Here is a 17,839-nt window from a genome sequence, read left to right as displayed (position 1 = left end):
CGATAACCTCTTTCCCTGTAGTTTTAGTTGGTAATGGGCGACCAGTCGGCCGTTCTGACCGTTTTGCCGTAAAAGTCCGTGACGGTAGCGGTATCCGTTTGCCAGTGATCGCTCGGCACCACCACTTTGCCGGAAGCGCTGGGGATATCGATAACGTGCTGGGGGAAGGCGAGGCCGGACAGTTCATTACGCAACTGCGTCATGATCGCCATCTCATCTTCGAGGCGCATGACAAAACGCCGGGTAGAGGTGACTTCCTGACCGTGATAAATGTAATACGGGCGAACGCCCAACTCGAATAAACGCAAAAATAGGGTTTTCAGCGTGTCTTTGTCGTCATTGATTGTTTTCAGGAAGACGGTTTGCGTCAGCAACACATAGCCCATCTTTTTGAAAGCCCGGATCATCTCGATGACTTCAGGTTGCAGCTCATCGGGATGGTCGATATGCAGGCTCAAATATACCGTCGGTTTAGCCTGCGCCAGCTCTTCCATCAATTCCATACGCACCTTGCCGGGGTTTTGCAGCGGATAGCGGGTATGGATCCGGACCACTTTTACGTGGTCGATCGCTTTCAATCGATTAAACAGATATTGCAGACCTTTGGGGTTGGTCAGCGGATCGCCACCGCTGGCGATGACCTCGTAGATGCTTTTATCGTTGGCGATATAATCAACGATATCATCAATCTGAGACATTTTTAACCGACCTTCCACATCCAGGCCAACCCCCACGCGATCCTGCCGTTCACAATACCGGCAGTTGGCGGCACAGGTGTAAGAGAGCAAGACCAATAGTTGGCCATCATATTTTTTTACCGTACCAAAAACGGGCGTGGATGTTTTCTCGTTCAGCAGGTCAACGTCAAGATTGGCCGGCAATGTTTCATATTCAGGATTGAACTCATACATATCCTTTATTGCCTGGCTGGTTTTGCTGAGTTCTTTTAAATACGGCGTCAGCTTTTCTGAAAAACGCGTTTCTTCTTCAACCTGTTTAACGACAATATTTTGCTCGGCAGACATTGTTTTTCTCCATGCTTTTATTGATCACGACGGCTGTAAGATACTGTTCCCATTGACACAGTTGCGCACGCTAGCCCCGGCCATAATGCCCAAAAGCAGCTCGGCTGATTTGGTTCTCATTTCCAGGAACGATTCTTCAGTGTAAAAAGCTGAGTGTGCGGTAAGAATAACGTTATCCAGATCTCTGAAACCTGCGGGGATATCGGGCTCATTCTCCAGGACGTCCAGCCCGGCCGCAGCCACCTTGCCGGAATTAAGCGCTGCCAACAAAGCCTGTGAATCCACAATGCCCCCGCGTGCAGTATTGACCAGCAATACGCCTTCTTTCATTTGCTGAAACTGCGGTCCGGAAAGGAGATGGTGGGAAGTGCGGTTTAGGGAAGCGTTGACAGACACGATATCCGCCGAAGCGAGCAGCTCCTCAAGGGATTCACAGCGCGTTACGCCATGCGTTTTATCAATCCCGCTGGCGACATAGGGGTCGTAAAACCGGATGTTCAGACCAAAGGCCGCCGCTCTTTTTGCCACGGCACCGCCGATGCGGCCAAAACCGATGATCCCCAGGGTCTTATCGCGCAAGCGATACAATTTTTTGACGCTGGCCCAGTCCCAGCCACCTTGTCTGACATGCAAATTGATGTCGTTGAGTTTACGGGCTACGCCGAGCAGTAGCGCCAAGGTGTGATCGGCCACTTCTTCTGTGCCGTAGTCGGGAATGTTGTACACGGCGATGCCGAGCTGCCTGGCAGCGTCAATATCCACATTATCGTAACCGACGGCGGCTTTAACGATTGCGCGGCAGCAGCTTAAATTGCTTAAAAAAGCCTGATTGAACTGGATGGACGGGATGCACGCCCAGATGATCATGAACTCTATTTCAGGCAGGATCTCGGTGGGTATTTCATTGATATTGCTGATATGTACCAAGCGAACATCATGTCCTGCCAGGATTTCTCGTTCAATATCCGGCTGGGGAAAATGTTTTTCCGTTGTCGAATCAACGATTAAAACCTTGGTGCGTCTGGATTCCATCTAACGTCCACCTCATAATTGTTAAGATAACATTAACATTACAAACTGAGCGTTAATTGAAGCATGGTTCTTTTTTTCTAACAAGCCGATGGGTTTTGGCTTTAAAAACCACCATTTTTTATTTTTGCAGGTGATAAAACCAATAGTTGTGATTTTGTTAATCAAAAAAAACAGAAAATGAGTAAAGAGTGGAAATATTAATCTTCTTAAAGAAGAAAAATAAACGTGAAAAATATTTACCTTTACCGGAGCGGGTAAGCGAGTCCTTTTACTTTCTGCATGGGAAAGAATCCAATTTGCCCGATATGACGGAGAGACTTGGGACGGAGCTATTCATCGCCATTCACAGAACCCAGGGCGCTCAAGTGAACGACCGTTTCACCTGCGCAAATATGAGGATCACCCATAGCTTTTCCTTATATAACCCTTCATTTGAAATAATCTAATTCCAGTCCGGTTTTAGCATTACTTTTTCTAATTCCATAACCGGTTATCAAAAGTCGAAATCCCGCGACTGGCCGTTGGTTTGTTATATAACTTTGGATTTTTGGTGCTTCAATTGTTGTTTTTGTGCCTTAAAGCGCATTTTTCCAGTTAAAAACTCTGCACACTAGCCCGGCGTTTTACTGACGACGGACACCGCCAAGCCTATTTTAACTTATGGTTAATGCGGTCGTTCGGTGATAACGTCAGAACAAAGGTATCGTTTGCGTCACGACGGTTAGCCACAGTTTCCGTACGTTTCGGCGCAGCGTTTCTGTTGGGCAGTCAGTGCGCCACGTAACCCGGCCCGCGAGCCATAATCTGACGTATTGCGTGGCAGCACCCTAACTTCAGCTACTGAGTGGAATGAGGGAAAAGATGGCAAAGCAAACCCCACTGTACGACCAGCACGTGGCGTGCGGTGCGCGCATGGTAGATTTTCATGGCTGGATGATGCCGCTGCATTACGGATCCCAGATCGATGAGCACCACGCCGTGCGTCAGGATGCCGGTATGTTCGACGTCTCCCATATGACCATTGTGGATCTGCACGGTGCCCGCACCCGCGAGTTCCTGCGCTATCTGCTGGCGAATGATGTCGCCAAACTCACTCAACCCGGCAAGGCGCTGTACACCGGCATGCTGAATGCGTCCGGCGGCGTGATCGACGATCTCATCGTTTACTTCCTTACTGAAGACTATTTCCGCCTGGTGGTGAACTCCGCCACGCGCGACAAAGACCTGGCCTGGATCGAAGAACACGCTGCACCTTATGGCATTGAGCTGAGGGTGCGTGACGATCTGGCGCTGGTTGCGGTGCAGGGCCCACAGGCCAAAGAACGCGCCGCCACTCTGTTTACCCCGGAACAAAAAAGCGCGGTTGCAGGCATGAAGCCCTTCTTCGGCGTACAGGCCGGGGATCTGTTCATTGCCACCACCGGCTATACCGGCGAAGCGGGCTATGAAATCGCCTTGCCGAAAGAGCAGGCGGCGGATTTCTGGCAAAAGCTGTTGGCGGCGGGCGTTAAACCGGCTGGCCTGGGCGCGCGCGACACCCTGCGGCTGGAAGCGGGCATGAATCTGTACGGCCAAGAGATGGACGAAGGCGTTTCGCCGCTGGCTGCCAATATGGCCTGGACCATCGCCTGGCAACCGGAAGATCGCCAGTTCATCGGCCGTGACGCGCTGGAACAGCAGCGGGAACAGGGTACCGAACAACTGGTCGGCTTGATCATGACGGAAAAAGGCGTATTACGTAATGAGCTGCCGGTGCGTTTCACCGACGCGGCAGGCCAGGCGTACGAAGGGGTGATCACCAGCGGCTCCTTCTCGCCGACCCTGGGCTTCAGCATTGCCCTGGCGCGCGTGCCCGCCGGTATCGGCGAGCAGGCTATCGTGCAAATCCGCAACCGCGAAATGCCGGTCAAGGTCACCAAACCTGGCTTTGTCCGTGCCGGTAAGCCACTGATTAATTAATTTTTTGTTTATTGATTCTTTATTTCTTCGAAGGAGTAACTGGCGATGAGCAATGTGCCAACAGAATTGAAATACGCGGCATCCCACGAATGGGTGCGTGACGAAGGCAATGGCGAATACGTGGTAGGCATCACCGAACACGCACAGGAATTACTGGGCGACATGGTGTTTGTCGATCTGCCAGACGTTGGCGCGGCAGTGACCGCCGGTGACGACTGCGCCGTGGCGGAGTCGGTGAAGGCCGCTTCCGATATCTATGCGCCAATCAGCGGCGAAATCGTTGCGATTAACGATGCGCTGGAAGCCTCTCCGGAGCTGGTGAACAGCGAGCCTTATGGCGACGGTTGGTTGTTCCGCATCAAGGCTTCCGACGCTGCCGAGCTCGGTAAGCTGTTGGATGCCGGTGCGTACCAGGCTTCTATCGACGAGTAATCAGCATACTCTTCGTCTTTCAAGCAGCAGCGTTGTTATCTGCATTTGCTTACCCCAGTGACTGACTTAAGTAAGCGTCTGGGGTAAGCAAGCCGGTCGCCTGGCGGCAACTTGAAATCCATTGAGTATGTAACGTCTTTATCCGAGCTTTGAGGGTAGGGCGTTTCAGTTATAGAACAGGCTATATCCCGTACCCCGTCAGCATTCAGGAATTTGTAGCAATGACTCAGACACTCAGCCAACTTGAACACAGCGAAGCGTTCATCGAACGCCACATCGGCTCTTCTGCGCAACAACAGCAGCAGTTGCTGGAAGCGGTGGGCGCACGGTCGCTCAGCGCGCTGATCCAACAGATTGTGCCGGCAGACATTCAACTGCCGGGGCCGCCGCCGGTGGGCGATGCGGCGACTGAACATCAGGCGCTGGCCGAACTGAAGGCGATTGCCTCGCAGAATCAGCGCTACAAATCCTATATCGGTATGGGCTACAGCGCGGTGTTGACGCCGCCGGTGATCCTGCGCAACATGCTGGAAAATCCGGGCTGGTACACCGCATATACGCCATATCAGCCGGAAGTGTCGCAGGGCCGCCTTGAGGCGTTGCTGAACTTCCAGACCCTGACTCTGGATCTGACCGGTCTGGATCTGGCGTCCGCTTCGCTGTTGGACGAAGCCACCGCCGCCGCCGAAGCGATGGCGCTGGCCAAGCGCGCCAGCAAGCTGAAAGACGCCAATCGTTTCTTCGTGGCTGACGATGTGCACCCGCAAACGCTGGACGTAGTACGCACCCGCGCCGAAACCTTCGGCTTTGAAGTGATCGTCGATAAAGCCGAGAAGGTGCTGGAGCTGCAGGGCGTATTCGGCGTGTTGTTGCAACAAGTGGGCACCACCGGCGAGCTGCACGACTACGGCGCGTTGCTGGCTGAGCTGAAAACCCGCAAAATCGTCACCAGCGTGGCGGCCGACATCATGGCGCTGGTGCTGTTGACCGCACCGGGCAAACAGGGCGCAGACGTGGTCTTCGGTTCCGCGCAACGCTTTGGCGTGCCGATGGGCTACGGCGGCCCGCACGCCGCCTTCTTCGCCTGCCGCGATGAATTCAAACGTTCTATGCCGGGCCGCATTATCGGCGTTTCCCGCGACGCCGCCGGTAACACCGCGCTGCGTATGGCGATGCAAACCCGTGAGCAACATATCCGCCGCGAAAAGGCCAACTCGAATATTTGTACCTCGCAGGTGCTGCTGGCCAACATCGCCAGCCTGTACGCGGTGTACCATGGCCCGCAGGGCCTGCAGCGCATTGCCGGGCGTATCCATCGCCTGACCGACATTCTGGCCGCTGGGCTGCAACAGGCCGGTCTGGCGCTGCGTCATAAAACCTGGTTCGATACTCTGACGGTGGAAGTCAAAGACAAGGCCGCCGTGCTGGAACGCGCGCTGAGTTTTGGCATCAACCTGCGTACCGATATTCACGGCGCAGTCGGCATTACGCTGGACGAAGCCACCTCGCGTGAAGACGTGCAGACGCTGTTCGCCCTGTTGGCGGGTGACGAGCACGGGCTGGACATCGACGCGCTGGACGCGGTGGTGAGCAAAAACAGCCAGTCGATCCCGGCGGCAATGCTGCGCAAGGATCCGATCCTCTCCCATCCGGTATTCAACCGCTACCACAGCGAAACCGAGATGATGCGTTACATGCACCGTCTGGAGCGCAAAGACCTGGCGCTCAACCAGGCGATGATCCCGCTCGGTTCCTGCACCATGAAGCTGAATGCTGCGGCGGAAATGATCCCGATCACCTGGCCTGAGTTCTCCGAACTGCACCCATTCTGCCCGCCAGAGCAGGCGGCAGGCTATCAGCAGATGATTGGCCAACTGTCGCAGTGGCTGGTGCAACTGACCGGTTACGACGCGGTTTGCATGCAGCCGAACTCTGGCGCGCAGGGCGAGTACGCCGGCCTGTTGGCGATCCGCCGTTACCACGAAAGCCGTAATGAAGCGGGCCGCCATATCTGCCTGATCCCAAGCTCGGCGCACGGCACCAACCCGGCTTCCGCCCAGATGGCGGGCATGAGCGTCGTGGTAGTGGCTTGTGACAAGAACGGCAACATCGATCTGCACGATCTGCGCATCAAGGCGGAACAGGCGGGCGAAGAACTGTCCTGCATCATGGTGACCTACCCGTCGACCCATGGCGTGTACGAAGAAACCATCCGCGAAGTGTGTCAGATCGTTCATCAGTTCGGCGGCCAGGTGTATCTCGACGGTGCCAACATGAATGCTCAGGTCGGCATCACCACGCCGGGTTACATCGGCGCAGACGTCTCGCACCTTAACCTGCATAAAACCTTCTGCATTCCGCACGGCGGCGGCGGCCCGGGTATGGGCCCGATCGGCGTCAAAGCGCATCTGGCTCCGTTCGTGCCGGGTCACAGCGTGGTGCAGATCGACGGCGTAACCACTCAGCAAGGCGCGGTGTCCGCTGCACCGTTCGGCAGCGCTTCTATTTTGCCAATCAGCTGGATGTACATCCGCATGATGGGCGCGGAAGGGTTAAAACTGGCGAGCCAGGTGGCGATCCTCAACGCCAACTACATCGCGACCCGCCTGAAAGATGCCTACCCGGTGCTGTATACCGGCCGCGACCATCGCGTGGCGCATGAATGTATTCTCGACATTCGTCCGCTGAAAGAAGAGACCGGCATCAGCGAAATGGACATCGCCAAGCGCCTGATTGACTACGGTTTCCATGCGCCGACCATGTCGTTCCCGGTTGCGGGCACGTTGATGGTCGAACCCACCGAATCGGAAAGCAAGGTGGAGCTGGATCGCTTTATCGACGCGATGCTGGCCATCCGCAGCGAGATTGACCGGGTTGCGAAAGGCGAATGGCCGCTGGAAGACAATCCGCTGGTGAACGCGCCGCACATTCAGGCGGAACTGGTCAGCGATTGGCAGCATGCCTACAGCCGCGAGCTGGCGGTGTTCCCTATCGCCGGTGTGCGTGAGAACAAATACTGGCCGAGTGTGAAGCGTCTGGATGACGTGTATGGCGACCGCAATCTGTTCTGTTCCTGCGTGCCAATGAGCGACTACGAATAACACATTCGGTAAAGTTTGTTAGCAAGGGACACCGCATGATGCGGTGTCCCTTTTTTATTGCCGGGCCGCAGTGGTTGCGCTTCACTGCTTAATGGGCAAACTCAATGGCATAAGGAATCGTTATGAAAGCGGCAATCGTAAAAGCGTTAGGGCAGCCACCGGTTTTCGGGTCAGTCGAAGAGCCGCAGGCTCAGGCCGGTGAGGTGTTGATTGAGGTAACGTTGGCGGGCATCAAGCAGCTTGACCGCGCGATGGTAGCGGGAACCCACTACTCCAGCCCCAGGACCTTGCCGATTGTGCCCGGCACCGATGGCGTGGGCTACACGCCGGATGGCCAACGGGTTTATTTTGCCTCGTTCCGCCAGCCGCATGGCGCACTGGCGGAAAGAACCGTCGCGTCATGGACAGTGCCGGTGCCGGAAGGCGTGGATGACGCCACTGCCGCGGCGCTGATAAATCCGGCTTTCGCCGCCTGGCTGCCGCTTCATTGGCGCGCCGAGGTGCAGCCGGGTGAAACCGTGCTGATTATTGGTGCCACGGGCACGTCGGGCAAGCTGGCGGTGGCCGCCGCCCGTCAGGCGGGAGCGGGGCGAATTGTCGCTGCCGGTCGCCGTCAGAGCGTGTTGGATGCGCTGGACGTTGATGCCACGGTTGATCTTGGACTGGAAGGGGCCGCATTGACACAGGCTTTCGCCGCCGCAGCGGGGCCGCATGGCTATCACGTGATTGTCGATTATATCTGGGGAGCGGCCACCGAAGCGCTGCTCGCCACCTTGAACAACCATGACCTCTCTTCCTACGCCGGTGGGCGCGGCATACGTTTGGTTAACGTCGGGTCGATGGCCGGGCCGGATATCCGACTGCCGGCGGCGGTGCTGCGCAGCAATCAACTGCAGATTATGGGCAGTGGCACCGGCAACTTCCCGCCGATAGCCGAGATGCAAAGGTATGCCAGCGAGATCCTGGCCCTGGCGGCGGCAGGCAAGATCGCCGTCGAGACGCAGGAGCATGGCTTGTCCGAGATTGCCGCCGTCTGGGATTTGAACAAGAAAAGCGACGTGCGTTCGGTGATCCGTATTTCGCGTTAGGCGTCAGCCCTGGCGGCCAGTTTGGTCGCCAGGAAAAAACTGGCCAGTGCCGCCACCCCGATGGCCAGCCCGAGCCACAGTTCCGTAGCTGCCCCAAAATGGGCCAGATCCCTTATTACTTTCCTTGTGGCGCCTGGTAATTTTCTGGCAGATCGATAACAAACCCGATACCGCGATCGTCAAGCCCTTCGGTGATCCGCAATTGCGCGCCGATTTTATCGGCCAGGTTCTTGGCGATCGCCAGCCCCAGGCCGCTGCCGATCTGCTGGGTGCCCGGCACGCGGTAAAAGCGTTCAAACAGGCGTTTGCAATGTTCTTGATTCACACCCGGCCCGTTGTCGCGCAGGCTAATATAGCAACCCATCGGCGACAGTGAGCGGATGTTGGCTTCGATATGACCACCGGCCGGCGCGTATTTGATGGCGTTATCCAGCAGGTTGGTGAATATGGCAATCAGCGAGTGGCGGTCGGTCTCAACCACCACATTTTCACTGCCATCCAACGAAAGTTCGATGTTCTTCTCCAGCGCATAGGGCACGTGCTGCGCAATGCACTTGCTGATTTCAGCGTAGATATCCACCGCTTCCATCTTCAGCGGAAAGTTCTCCGACTCCAGTTTGGCCAGATCAATCAGCTGGCGTGACAGCGATGCCGCGCGATCCAGCCCTTGCTGCATGTCCTCAATAATTTCCTGCCGCTCGGTTTTATCCGCCACCTGGGTCAGCAAGTGCAATTGCGCCAGCACGGCGGCGATCGGGGTGCGCAGCTCGTGGGCGGCATCGGCCATAAAGCGTTTTTCACGCTGATTGGCGGCGTCGATACGCGTCATCAACTTATTGATTTCCAACACTACCGGCCGGATTTCCTGATATTGCTCGCGGACGTTGATCGGCGATAAATTACCGGGTTTGCGATCGGAGATCATCCTGGCGATTTGCCGCAGTGGCCGCAGGCTGAAATAGGCGGTGATCAGCAGAGCAACAATTATGGCAGCCAGGACGACCAGCAGCGGGATCGCGGTACTTTCCGCCGGGTTGCCGAAAATAGTGGTGCGGTTGTCAAAGGATTCGCCGACGATCACTCTAAAGCGCTGTTTATCGCTCCAACTGCCGGCGATATGCCACTTTATATTGGCATAGCTGATGGTGCCGGACAGCACTGAAGGAGGCAGGGACAAGGGTTTTTCCTGCGGCGGCGAGGCGTAGAGCATCCGATTATTATGGTCGTAAACCAAAAACAACGGACGATAGTCTATTTCGTCCTGCATGCCGTTTTTGATCGAATCGATATACATTATTTCGATATCTTTGATAATCTCGAGATAATTATGTTCGGTAATGTCGGTTTTATCGAGAATGTTGGCGATGCCCTGTGCGACAATGCGTTGCTGATTATCCAAATACTTCTCTGCATCGGGGTAATACAGATATTTTACCCAGCCAAGCAATATTCCCCAGAGTACAAGTATTGCCATAACCTGAAAAACAATGGTGCGTATAAAAAAAGATTTGAAACTAATCATCCCTGCATCTCTTTTTTTAATAAATAGCCGATGCCGCGCACGGTAATAATTCTTTCCTTGCCGATCTTGCGTCGCAGGTTATGCATGTGCACCTCCAGAGAATTACTTTCTACGCTGTCGCCATTGCCGAACAGTCGCTGTTCCAATGTGGCTTTGCGCACCACAGTACCGGCGCAGCGCATCAGCTCATGCAGCAGGCGGTACTCTTTTTTTGATAGCAGCAACAGTTCGTCTTCCAGGGTGACCTGATGGTTCATCGGGTCCAGATACAGATTACCGAGACTCCAGGTTTGGGAGGCGAACCCGGCCATGCGTCGGTTCACCGCCTTCACGCGTGAAATCAATTCCGGCAGCGCAAAAGGTTTGGCCAGAAAGTCGTCTGCACCGGAATCCAGGCTATTGACCAGGCTCTCGATGCGGTCGCGTGCGGTCAGAATAATGATCGGAATATTTTGTCCGGTGGCGCGCCATTCGACCAGTTTCGTCAAGCCGTCGCCATCGGGCAGGGTCAGATCCAGCAGCATTAAATCGAAGCTGCCCTGCGATAATTGAAGTTGTGCATCATGGACCAGCCGCACCCAGCACAGATCGAACCCTGCCAGTTCCAATGCGCGGCACAGGGCTTTGCCCAATTGCAGATCGTCTTCCACAAGCAATATGTTCACTTGATACCCGGTTTATGTCACTGCGCTGGCGGCTATATAACTACAACCCTCAGCGGAAGACAACGCCGTACGGCCCTTCGGTTATGCCTTCTTAAGCAAACCTTAATCTGGCGTTAATTTCGCGTTAAGGCAACGACTCAGGGTTTCGGGTAGGCTGCTCCAGCACAACAGTCACCTTAGGGTAAAAAAATGCATGCTGGCAACGCTTTAAATTTAGCCCTCTCTGGCGGGATTGTCCGTCCGTGCGTGATTTTATTTATCGCTCTGGAGCTGCTTATTTTTCACATAGGTGCCCGGGAGGAAAATAATTCAGTCCCACACCCTCCAGCCGTACAGCTCAGCTCACATACGGAGATGTCGGATGTTTTTGACAGTTTAAAACCACGTATGAAAAAACAATTACGGCGCCTGATAGCGCTATAACACTCCCATTAAATAATAAGGTAGATACGGTGAAAAATACCCTGGGTTATTCTGCGGTGACGTTATTGATGTTATTTCCCCTGCAGGGGTTTACACAGGATGACGGAGAAGCTTCATTGAAACTCAGTGGCGGTATGGCGGTAGCACCGGTTTATCAGGGGGCTTCCAGCTATAGCGCCGTGCCGCTGTACGACATTCAGGCCGGTTACGATAAATCGGCCTGGGGTGATTTCAGTCTGGGCCTGATCGACGGCGCACGCTGGCAGTTACCCTTGTCAGGGCCGTTTGGCATCGCCTTATTGGCCGGTTATGACGACGGGCGGGATGAGGAGGTGAAAACGTTGAGCGGCCGCAATAAGCGGTTAAAAGGCATGGGTGACCTCGACGGCACTCTTGAGGCGGGTATAGAGCTGAGCTATAAATTTGACCCTTTCCATGCCTTTGTAAAAGGTATGCAGGCCACCAAAGCGCGTCGTTACGGCGATGAGGATCTGGGGCATACCGCCTATGTCGATCTGGGGGTGGCGGCGGTTTATTCGCTGAGCGAGGCGCTGACCCTGTCGAGTGATCTGAGCACCACCTGGGCCAACAGCGGTTATCAGCGCGGCTATTTTGGCGTGACGCAGCGGCAGGCGCAGCAAACCTCTTTCGCCGCCTATCGACCGGGGAGCGGTTTTAAGCAGGTGACGCTCAATGGCGTGCTGAATTACCAATGGACGCCGGAAATCGCCTTCCAGGCCGGTGCGAGTATCTATACTCTGTTGGGCGACGCGGCCAAAAGCCCGATCGTCGAGAAAAAAGTGGCTGGGGTTGCCTTCCTGAGTGCCAGTTACAGTTTCTGATTTCCCAACCATAACAAGGAATAGCATGTCGAAAGTTGCACTGGTCACCGGCGCCAGCCGGGGCATTGGGCGCGCCACGGCGCTGCTGCTGGCCCGCCAGGGTTACGCGGTGGGTGTTAACTATCTGAAAGATGAAGCGGCGGCGCAGCTGGTGGTGGCGGAGATCGCGTCCCTGGGGGGCCGGGCGGTGGCGCTGCGGGCGGATATCGCCGATGAACACCAGGTGGCGGCGATGTTTGCGGCACTGGACGCGACCCTTGGCCCGATCGGCGCACTGGTCAACAACGCAGGCATTCTGTTTCAGCAGGCCGGTATCGAGCAACTTACCGCCGAGCGCATCAACAAGGTATTGACCACCAACGTGACCGGCTATTTTCTCTGCTGTCGCGAGGCGGTGAAGCGCATGGCGAAGCGCCATGGAGGGAAGGGCGGAGCGATCGTTAATGTGTCGTCCGCCGCCGCCCGTTTGGGGGCACCGGGCGAATATGTCGACTATGCCGCCTCAAAGGGCGCGGTCGACACGCTGACTACCGGGCTTTCTCTGGAGGTGGCGGCGCAGGGCATCCGGGTCAACGGCGTACGACCGGGGTTTATTTATACTGAAATGCACGCCAGCGGCGGTGAGCCGGGGCGTGTCGACCGGGTAAAAAGCGGGTTGCCGATGCAGCGTGGCGGCTATCCGGAAGAGGTGGCAGAAGCCATCGCCTTTCTGCTGTCCGATGCCGCGTCTTACGTGACCGGCAGTTTTATCGAGGCTGCCGGCGGGCGGTGATTGAACGCGGTGCTGCGTGCAACGATGCTGAAAGAGCCTGCTCAGCCCTCGTGCAACAGCGCGCTGCGGAACGACAGGATGTGCGCTTCTGCCGCGTCGGCCGCGGCGTCGCTGTCCTGGGCGGCCAGTGCGGCGATAATCGCCCGATGCTCCTCGATCACTTCCCGCATATGCCCTTCCCGCGACAACGTGCTGGCCCAAAAACGTTGCGCCCTGGCGTGCAGCACGCTCAAGATATCCGCCAACATGTTATTGCCGGCGATCAGCGCCAGTTCCTGATGGAACGCATGATCGAGCGTCATCATCCGAATCCGGTCGCGACTCTGGCAGGCGGCTTCGATTTGTTGGTTGAGCGCGGTCAGCGCAGCGATCTGTGGCTCGGTAATCCTTTTGCTCGCCAGCCGCATGCACAGCATTTCATTGGCCAGCCGTACTTCGATCAGCTCCAGCGCGTCATCCATCGACAGCGGAGAAACCATCACCCCTTTGCGCGGGATCACCTGCAGCAACCCTTCATTCGCCAAACGGTGGATCGCCTGATTGATCGGCGTTCTGCCCATATCCAGTTCGCTCATGACCTGTGCGGTATTGAGATATTCACCGGGTTTATAGCTTAACGTCACCAGCGCCTGCTTGAAGCGCCGATAGGCCAGTTCGTTCAGTGACAGCCCGGCTTCCTCTGCCGTCGGGAGTGCCTGGCTCTCTGCGTCAACGGTCATCACGTTCTGCTCCTGCAAGAAGAAAGTTTTTAGACATAGTACACAAAAACATGGCACGGAAATCGCTTATTTGGTTACTAAAGATATAGTGAAATTTCACAGTATTTTAACCAAAGGGGCACAATGCCATGAGATTGACCTTCATTTTACCCGAATCCTGCGGCGCCGGGGCGCTGGATACCGAGATTGATCATCTGGTGATCGCCGGTTGGACCGGCCGCGACCGCGAGGCGATCCTGCACCATATTCGGGAGTTGGCCGAGCTGGGCGTGCCCCAACCCAGTGCAATCCCACTGTTTTACCGGGTGGCGGTTAACCAGCTAAGCCAGAGCGAACGCATCGAAGTGATCGGCAACGCTACCTCCGGGGAAGCGGAACCGCTGATCTTCGCCCATCGCGGCGAGCTGTACGTTTCGCTGGCGTCCGATCATACCGATCGTCAACTGGAAGCGCACAGCGTAGCGCTCTCTAAACAGATCTGCGTTAAGCCGGTTGCGCGCACCGCCTGGCCGCTGCGAGAGGTGATCGCGCACTGGGATTCGCTGATCCTGCGTTCGTGGATCAAGGAAGACGGGGAATTCCGGCTTTATCAGCAGGGAAGCCTCGCGAGCCTGCGTACGCCGGGCGATCTGCTGGAGCGCTATCTGGGCGGCCAGCAGTTGCCGGAAGGCGGGCTGACGGTACCACAGCCGCGTGATGGATTAGCTATGACCTGCGGTACGGTAGCGGCGATTGGCGGCATCCGGCCGGCGGCGGAGTTCCGCATGGAGCTGGCGGACGAGGTATTGGGGCGCTCTATCACTCATGGCTATCACAGCATTGAACTGCCGGTGGTGGCGTGATGAAAAAACTGACTTTAGGGCAAGTCGCCGCCGGGCTGGCCAGCGGTGAATTGACCGCAGTGCAACTGACCGCCGCCGCGCTGGCGCACATTGCCGATGAGCAGGGCGAGGGAGTGCGCACCTTTACCCGCGTTTATGCGCAATGGGCGCAACAGCAGGCACTGGCGGCCGATCGCCGGCGTGCGGAGGGGAAACCTTTGTCAGCGCTGGACGGCGTTCCGGTGTCGGTCAAAGACCTGTTCGACGTGGCCGGTGAAGCCACCGCCGCCGGCTCACGGGTGCTGGCCGCCGCACCGGCCGCCGCAAAACATGCCGCGGTGGTGGAACGCTTGTTGCAGGCGGGGGCGGTGGTTATCGGTAAAACCAACATGACCGAGTTCGCCTATTCCGGGCTTGGGATCAACCCTCACTACGGCACGCCTGCCAATCCTTGGGATCGCGCTGCACGTCGTATTCCCGGCGGTTCATCCTCCGGGGCTGCGGTCGCGGTGGCCGACGGGATGTGTTTTGGTTCGATTGGCAGCGACACCGGCGGATCGGTGCGGATCCCGGCGGCCTTCTGCGGCCTGACCGGTTTTAAGCCTACCGCCCGGCGAATTAACGATGGCGGCCTGTTGCCGCTGTCACCTTCGCTGGATTCGATCGGCGTGATCGCTCACGACGTTGCCGGTTGCATCGCTCTGGATGCGGCGATAACCGATCGGCCGTTGCAGCCGCAGTTAAAAAACCTGAGTCAGGCGCGTTTTGCGGTACCGCAAACCCTGGTGCTGGACGGCCTGGATGAAGAGGTCGCAGCAGGGTTTCGCTTCAGCCTGCAGCGGCTGGCGCAGGCCGGCGCGCAGATTGAAACCATTCCCTGCACGGAATTCGCCGAACTGGCGGCCATCAATGCTGCCGGCGGTTTTAGCGCGCTGGAGTCCTGGCGCTGGCACCAGGCGCTGATCGCCGAACATGCCGAGGAATATGACCCACGGGTGCTGTCGCGCATTCGCCGCGGTCAGCCGCTGGGGGAGGGGGATTTGCAGCAGCTACAGCAGCAGCGTGCCGATTGGCAACGGCGAGTTACCGCCGCCGTGCAAGCGTTTGACGCGTTGCTGATGCCGACCGTACCGCTGGTCGCGCCGACGGTTGCCGAGCTTGAAATGGATGAAGAGGCCTATTTCCGTATCAATGGCGCCGCGCTGCGTAATCCTTCGGTGATCAATTTCCTCGACGGCTGCGCGCTGTCGCTGCCTTGTCAGCGGCCCGGCGGAGCGCCGGTTGGTCTGATGCTGGCTGGGTTACCCATGCATGACGAGGCGTTGTTGGGCTGGGCGCTGGCGATTGAACGCTGTCTCGCCGGTGCGTGATTTTCCGGTGGGGCATGGCCCCGCCATACTTTGAGCTAACAGGAGAGTACCCATGACCGGTTCCCCGAACGGAATGCTGTTTGTCGCAACAGATGTCGCCGCGCAGGACGAGGCGGATTTCAATCAGTGGTACGACCGTGAGCACGTGGAAGAGCGGGTACGCGTTCCCGGTTTCTTGTCGGGCACGCGCTACCAGGCATTGCAGGGCGGGCGTAAATACCTTGGGTTGTATAAAACCGAATCCCTGGCCAGTTTTACCTCCGCGGCCTACCGCGCCGCCTTTACCCAACAAACCCCCTGGTCGGTGTCGAGCCTCGATAAAATGCGTGATCCGATGCGTCGGGTGTGCGCGGTGGAGGCCGTAACCGGGCAGGGCTGCGGCAGTCATTTGGCCATCATCACCCTTGAGCAGGCAGAACCTGAGGGGCTTAAGCTCGCCATTCTCCATTTGGGAAACATGCTGGCGGAACAACCCGGTTTTGTCCGCAGCAGCCTGCTCTCGCCCGACGTCGAACTCAGTTCGCCGTTGCCAAAAGAATCGCGGGAAAACCGTCGCCTGCTGCCGATGCTGCTGATTGAAAGCAGCAGCGCCTCAGCCGGTCTGCGGCTAAATGAACTGGCCTGTCGCCAGTTGAAAACAACAGCCGACGCCACTCAACACTATGCACTTGGCTGGCAATTGACCAAGCAGGAGCTGACATCATGAGTACATCAACCACTGAAACGCCGATCGTCGATTCATCTGCCGCCGCCTCTGCTGCCCATCCGCCAAAAACCGGCAGGCTGGCGGCCGCCAGTTCGATTGGCACCGCACTGGAATGGTATGACTTCACCGTTTACAACATTATGGCGGCGCTGATTTTCAACCACGTGTTCTTCCCGTCGTTCGATCCGCTGGTGGGCACCATTCTGGCGTTTTCCACCTATGCGGTCGGCTATGTTTCGCGGCCGATCGGCGGCATCGTTTTTGGCCATCTCGGCGACGTATTGGGTCGGCGATTTGTGCTGGTCACCACGCTGGTGATTATGGGGGTCACCACCGCACTGATGGGGCTGTTGCCCGGTTACGCCAGTTGGGGGGTTTGGAGCCCGCTGCTGTTGGTGACGTTGCGTTTTATTCAGGGCATCGCGCTGGGGGGCGAATGGGCGGGGGCGGTATTGTTGTCGATGGAACACGGTAAATCGCATCAGCGGGGACGCAACGCTTCGTTTGCTCAGGTTGGCCCTTCCTGCGGCACCTTGATTGGCACAGGTTTGATCACGCTGGTGACGGTGGCGATGTCGGCGGATGATTTCCAACTGTGGGGGTGGCGCATTCCTTTCCTGCTCAGTCTGGTGCTGGTGGTCTTTGGCTTGTGGCTGCGCCGCGGCGTGGGGGAAACGCCGGCATTCCTGAAGCTGGAGGCGTCGAAGGATGTGACTCAGGCTCCGATCCGTGAAGTCTTTACTCAACACAGGCGGCCGTTGTTGATCGCCGGCGGCTCGCGCATCGGTTCCGACGTACTGTATGCGCTGGTGGTGGTATTTACCCTGACCTACGTCACTACGGTGCTGAATCTGCCGCGCCCGCTGGCGCTGACGGCCACCATGCTGGGGGCGATTGGCAATGCCATTACCGTGCCGATGTTCGGCGCGCTGTCCGATCGCTTTGGCCGTCGGCCGGTGTATATCGGCGGGGCGCTGGCGGCGATGGTTTGGGCGTTCGTGTTCTTTGCGTTGCTGGACAGCAGCCAGCCGGTGTTGATCTGCCTGGCGGTGGTGATCGGCTTGCTGATCCATGCGGCAATGTACGGCCCGCAGGCGGCATTTATCACCGAACAGTTCCCGACCCGGGTACGTTATGCCGGCTCGTCGCTGGCCTACACGTTGGCCGGCATTCTCGGTGGCGGCTTTGCGCCGCTGATTATCGCTACGTTGTTCAAATCCTACGACAGCACGCTGGCGATTTCGGCCTATGTGGTGGCGGCGTTACTGATCACGCTGTGGGCGGTGATTGCCGCGCGGGAAACGGCGCATAAACCCTTGTGAAAATCGCGCCGGGTCAGAGCCCGGCGTGAAAGTTATGCGT

15 protein-coding genes are annotated in these 17,839 nt (G+C 57.1%); 10 read left to right on the top strand and 5 right to left on the bottom strand.

Going from position 1 to position 17,839, the window contains the following annotated elements:
- Positions 1–23: 23 nt before the first annotated feature.
- Both ACTJJ1_RS22570 and ACTJJ1_RS22565 read right to left on the bottom strand, forming a co-directional pair.
- Entirely contained in the window at positions 24–1,025 is a 1,002-nt protein-coding gene (locus ACTJJ1_RS22570; RefSeq protein ID WP_006327758.1) for a radical SAM protein, read from the bottom strand.
- Between the two features lie 24 nt (positions 1,026–1,049).
- On the bottom strand, positions 1,050–2,057 hold the full coding sequence (locus ACTJJ1_RS22565) for a C-terminal binding protein (RefSeq protein WP_409443801.1): 1,008 nt from the start codon (positions 2,055–2,057) through the stop codon (positions 1,050–1,052).
- An 861-nt stretch (positions 2,058–2,918) separates the two neighbouring features.
- Between ACTJJ1_RS22565 and gcvT the strand changes: the two genes are divergently transcribed.
- From gcvT to ACTJJ1_RS22545, 4 genes are all read left to right on the top strand, one after another.
- Positions 2,919–4,016: a glycine cleavage system aminomethyltransferase GcvT gene (gene gcvT / locus ACTJJ1_RS22560; RefSeq protein ID WP_440835404.1), complete on the top strand. Its 1,098-nt coding sequence runs from the start codon at positions 2,919–2,921 to the stop codon at positions 4,014–4,016.
- Positions 4,017–4,061: 45 nt separating this feature from the next.
- Positions 4,062–4,448 carry a glycine cleavage system protein GcvH gene (gene gcvH / locus ACTJJ1_RS22555; protein WP_004952479.1) on the top strand — a complete coding sequence of 129 codons (387 nt, stop codon included), beginning with the start codon at positions 4,062–4,064 and terminating at the stop codon, positions 4,446–4,448.
- A 221-nt stretch (positions 4,449–4,669) separates the two neighbouring features.
- Complete coding sequence (gcvP, locus tag ACTJJ1_RS22550; RefSeq protein WP_440835402.1) at positions 4,670–7,549, top strand: aminomethyl-transferring glycine dehydrogenase; 2,880 nt, start codon at positions 4,670–4,672, stop codon at positions 7,547–7,549.
- Between the two features lie 122 nt (positions 7,550–7,671).
- Complete coding sequence (locus ACTJJ1_RS22545; RefSeq protein ID WP_440835400.1) at positions 7,672–8,637, top strand: quinone oxidoreductase family protein; 966 nt, start codon at positions 7,672–7,674, stop codon at positions 8,635–8,637.
- Between the two features lie 115 nt (positions 8,638–8,752).
- Here the strand turns inward: ACTJJ1_RS22545 and ACTJJ1_RS22540 are convergent, their stop codons facing one another.
- Complete coding sequence (locus ACTJJ1_RS22540) at positions 8,753–10,159, bottom strand: ATP-binding protein (protein WP_004952472.1); 1,407 nt, start codon at positions 10,157–10,159, stop codon at positions 8,753–8,755.
- The gene (locus tag ACTJJ1_RS22535; protein ID WP_409443804.1) at positions 10,156–10,824 is read right to left on the bottom strand and encodes a response regulator; all 669 of its coding nucleotides are present in this window, start codon (positions 10,822–10,824) and stop codon (positions 10,156–10,158) included. The genes ACTJJ1_RS22540 and ACTJJ1_RS22535 overlap by 4 nt, the downstream gene beginning before the upstream one ends.
- A gap of 452 nt (positions 10,825–11,276) precedes the next feature.
- Between ACTJJ1_RS22535 and ACTJJ1_RS22530 the strand changes: the two genes are divergently transcribed.
- Positions 11,277–12,089, top strand: coding sequence for a MipA/OmpV family protein (locus ACTJJ1_RS22530; protein WP_440835397.1), 813 nt, complete (start codon positions 11,277–11,279; stop codon positions 12,087–12,089).
- A gap of 25 nt (positions 12,090–12,114) precedes the next feature.
- Positions 12,115–12,861, top strand: a complete 747-nt coding sequence (locus ACTJJ1_RS22525; RefSeq protein ID WP_440835396.1) for an SDR family oxidoreductase — start codon at positions 12,115–12,117, stop codon at positions 12,859–12,861.
- A 41-nt stretch (positions 12,862–12,902) separates the two neighbouring features.
- On the opposite strand, the gene ACTJJ1_RS22520 is transcribed toward ACTJJ1_RS22525, so the two are convergent.
- A complete protein-coding gene (locus ACTJJ1_RS22520; protein ID WP_004952459.1) occupies positions 12,903–13,580 on the bottom strand; it encodes a GntR family transcriptional regulator in 678 nt (225 codons plus the stop codon).
- Positions 13,581–13,708: 128 nt separating this feature from the next.
- On the opposite strand from ACTJJ1_RS22520, the gene ACTJJ1_RS22515 reads away from it, so the two are divergent.
- The 4 genes from ACTJJ1_RS22515 to ACTJJ1_RS22500 are packed head-to-tail and all read left to right on the top strand — an operon-like array spanning position 13,709 to position 17,799.
- On the top strand, positions 13,709–14,422 hold the full coding sequence (locus ACTJJ1_RS22515) for a DUF2848 domain-containing protein (RefSeq protein ID WP_004952457.1): 714 nt from the start codon (positions 13,709–13,711) through the stop codon (positions 14,420–14,422).
- On the top strand, positions 14,422–15,771 hold the full coding sequence (locus ACTJJ1_RS22510) for an amidase (RefSeq protein WP_421413801.1): 1,350 nt from the start codon (positions 14,422–14,424) through the stop codon (positions 15,769–15,771). Before ACTJJ1_RS22515 ends, ACTJJ1_RS22510 begins: the two co-directional genes overlap by 1 nt.
- A gap of 52 nt (positions 15,772–15,823) precedes the next feature.
- Positions 15,824–16,477 carry an antibiotic biosynthesis monooxygenase family protein gene (locus ACTJJ1_RS22505; protein WP_122288808.1) on the top strand — a complete coding sequence of 218 codons (654 nt, stop codon included), beginning with the start codon at positions 15,824–15,826 and terminating at the stop codon, positions 16,475–16,477.
- On the top strand, positions 16,474–17,799 hold the full coding sequence (locus tag ACTJJ1_RS22500; RefSeq protein WP_062792660.1) for an MFS transporter: 1,326 nt from the start codon (positions 16,474–16,476) through the stop codon (positions 17,797–17,799). Before ACTJJ1_RS22505 ends, ACTJJ1_RS22500 begins: the two co-directional genes overlap by 4 nt.
- Positions 17,800–17,839 lie beyond the last annotated feature (40 nt).

It is taken from the genome of Serratia sp. 22264 (assembly GCF_052045345.1).
Lineage (GTDB): Bacteria > Pseudomonadota > Gammaproteobacteria > Enterobacterales > Enterobacteriaceae > Serratia > Serratia plymuthica.
This window is presented reverse-complemented; position numbering and strand designations above follow the sequence as displayed.

Coding starts and splice junctions, on each gene's coding strand:
- ACTJJ1_RS22510 (WP_421413801.1), top strand. CDS start 14,422: ATGAAAAAACTGACTTTAGGGCAAGTCGCCGCCGGGCTGGCCAGCGGT.
- ACTJJ1_RS22525 (WP_440835396.1), top strand. CDS start 12,115: ATGTCGAAAGTTGCACTGGTCACCGGCGCCAGCCGGGGCATTGGGCGC.
- ACTJJ1_RS22505 (WP_122288808.1), top strand. CDS start 15,824: ATGACCGGTTCCCCGAACGGAATGCTGTTTGTCGCAACAGATGTCGCC.
- ACTJJ1_RS22500 (WP_062792660.1), top strand. CDS start 16,474: ATGAGTACATCAACCACTGAAACGCCGATCGTCGATTCATCTGCCGCC.
- gcvT (WP_440835404.1), top strand. CDS start 2,919: ATGGCAAAGCAAACCCCACTGTACGACCAGCACGTGGCGTGCGGTGCG.
- gcvH (WP_004952479.1), top strand. CDS start 4,062: ATGAGCAATGTGCCAACAGAATTGAAATACGCGGCATCCCACGAATGG.
- ACTJJ1_RS22515 (WP_004952457.1), top strand. CDS start 13,709: ATGAGATTGACCTTCATTTTACCCGAATCCTGCGGCGCCGGGGCGCTG.
- ACTJJ1_RS22520 (WP_004952459.1), bottom strand. CDS start 13,580: ATGACCGTTGACGCAGAGAGCCAGGCACTCCCGACGGCAGAGGAAGCC.
- gcvP (WP_440835402.1), top strand. CDS start 4,670: ATGACTCAGACACTCAGCCAACTTGAACACAGCGAAGCGTTCATCGAA.
- ACTJJ1_RS22570 (WP_006327758.1), bottom strand. CDS start 1,025: ATGTCTGCCGAGCAAAATATTGTCGTTAAACAGGTTGAAGAAGAAACG.
- ACTJJ1_RS22565 (WP_409443801.1), bottom strand. CDS start 2,057: ATGGAATCCAGACGCACCAAGGTTTTAATCGTTGATTCGACAACGGAA.
- ACTJJ1_RS22540 (WP_004952472.1), bottom strand. CDS start 10,159: ATGATTAGTTTCAAATCTTTTTTTATACGCACCATTGTTTTTCAGGTT.
- ACTJJ1_RS22545 (WP_440835400.1), top strand. CDS start 7,672: ATGAAAGCGGCAATCGTAAAAGCGTTAGGGCAGCCACCGGTTTTCGGG.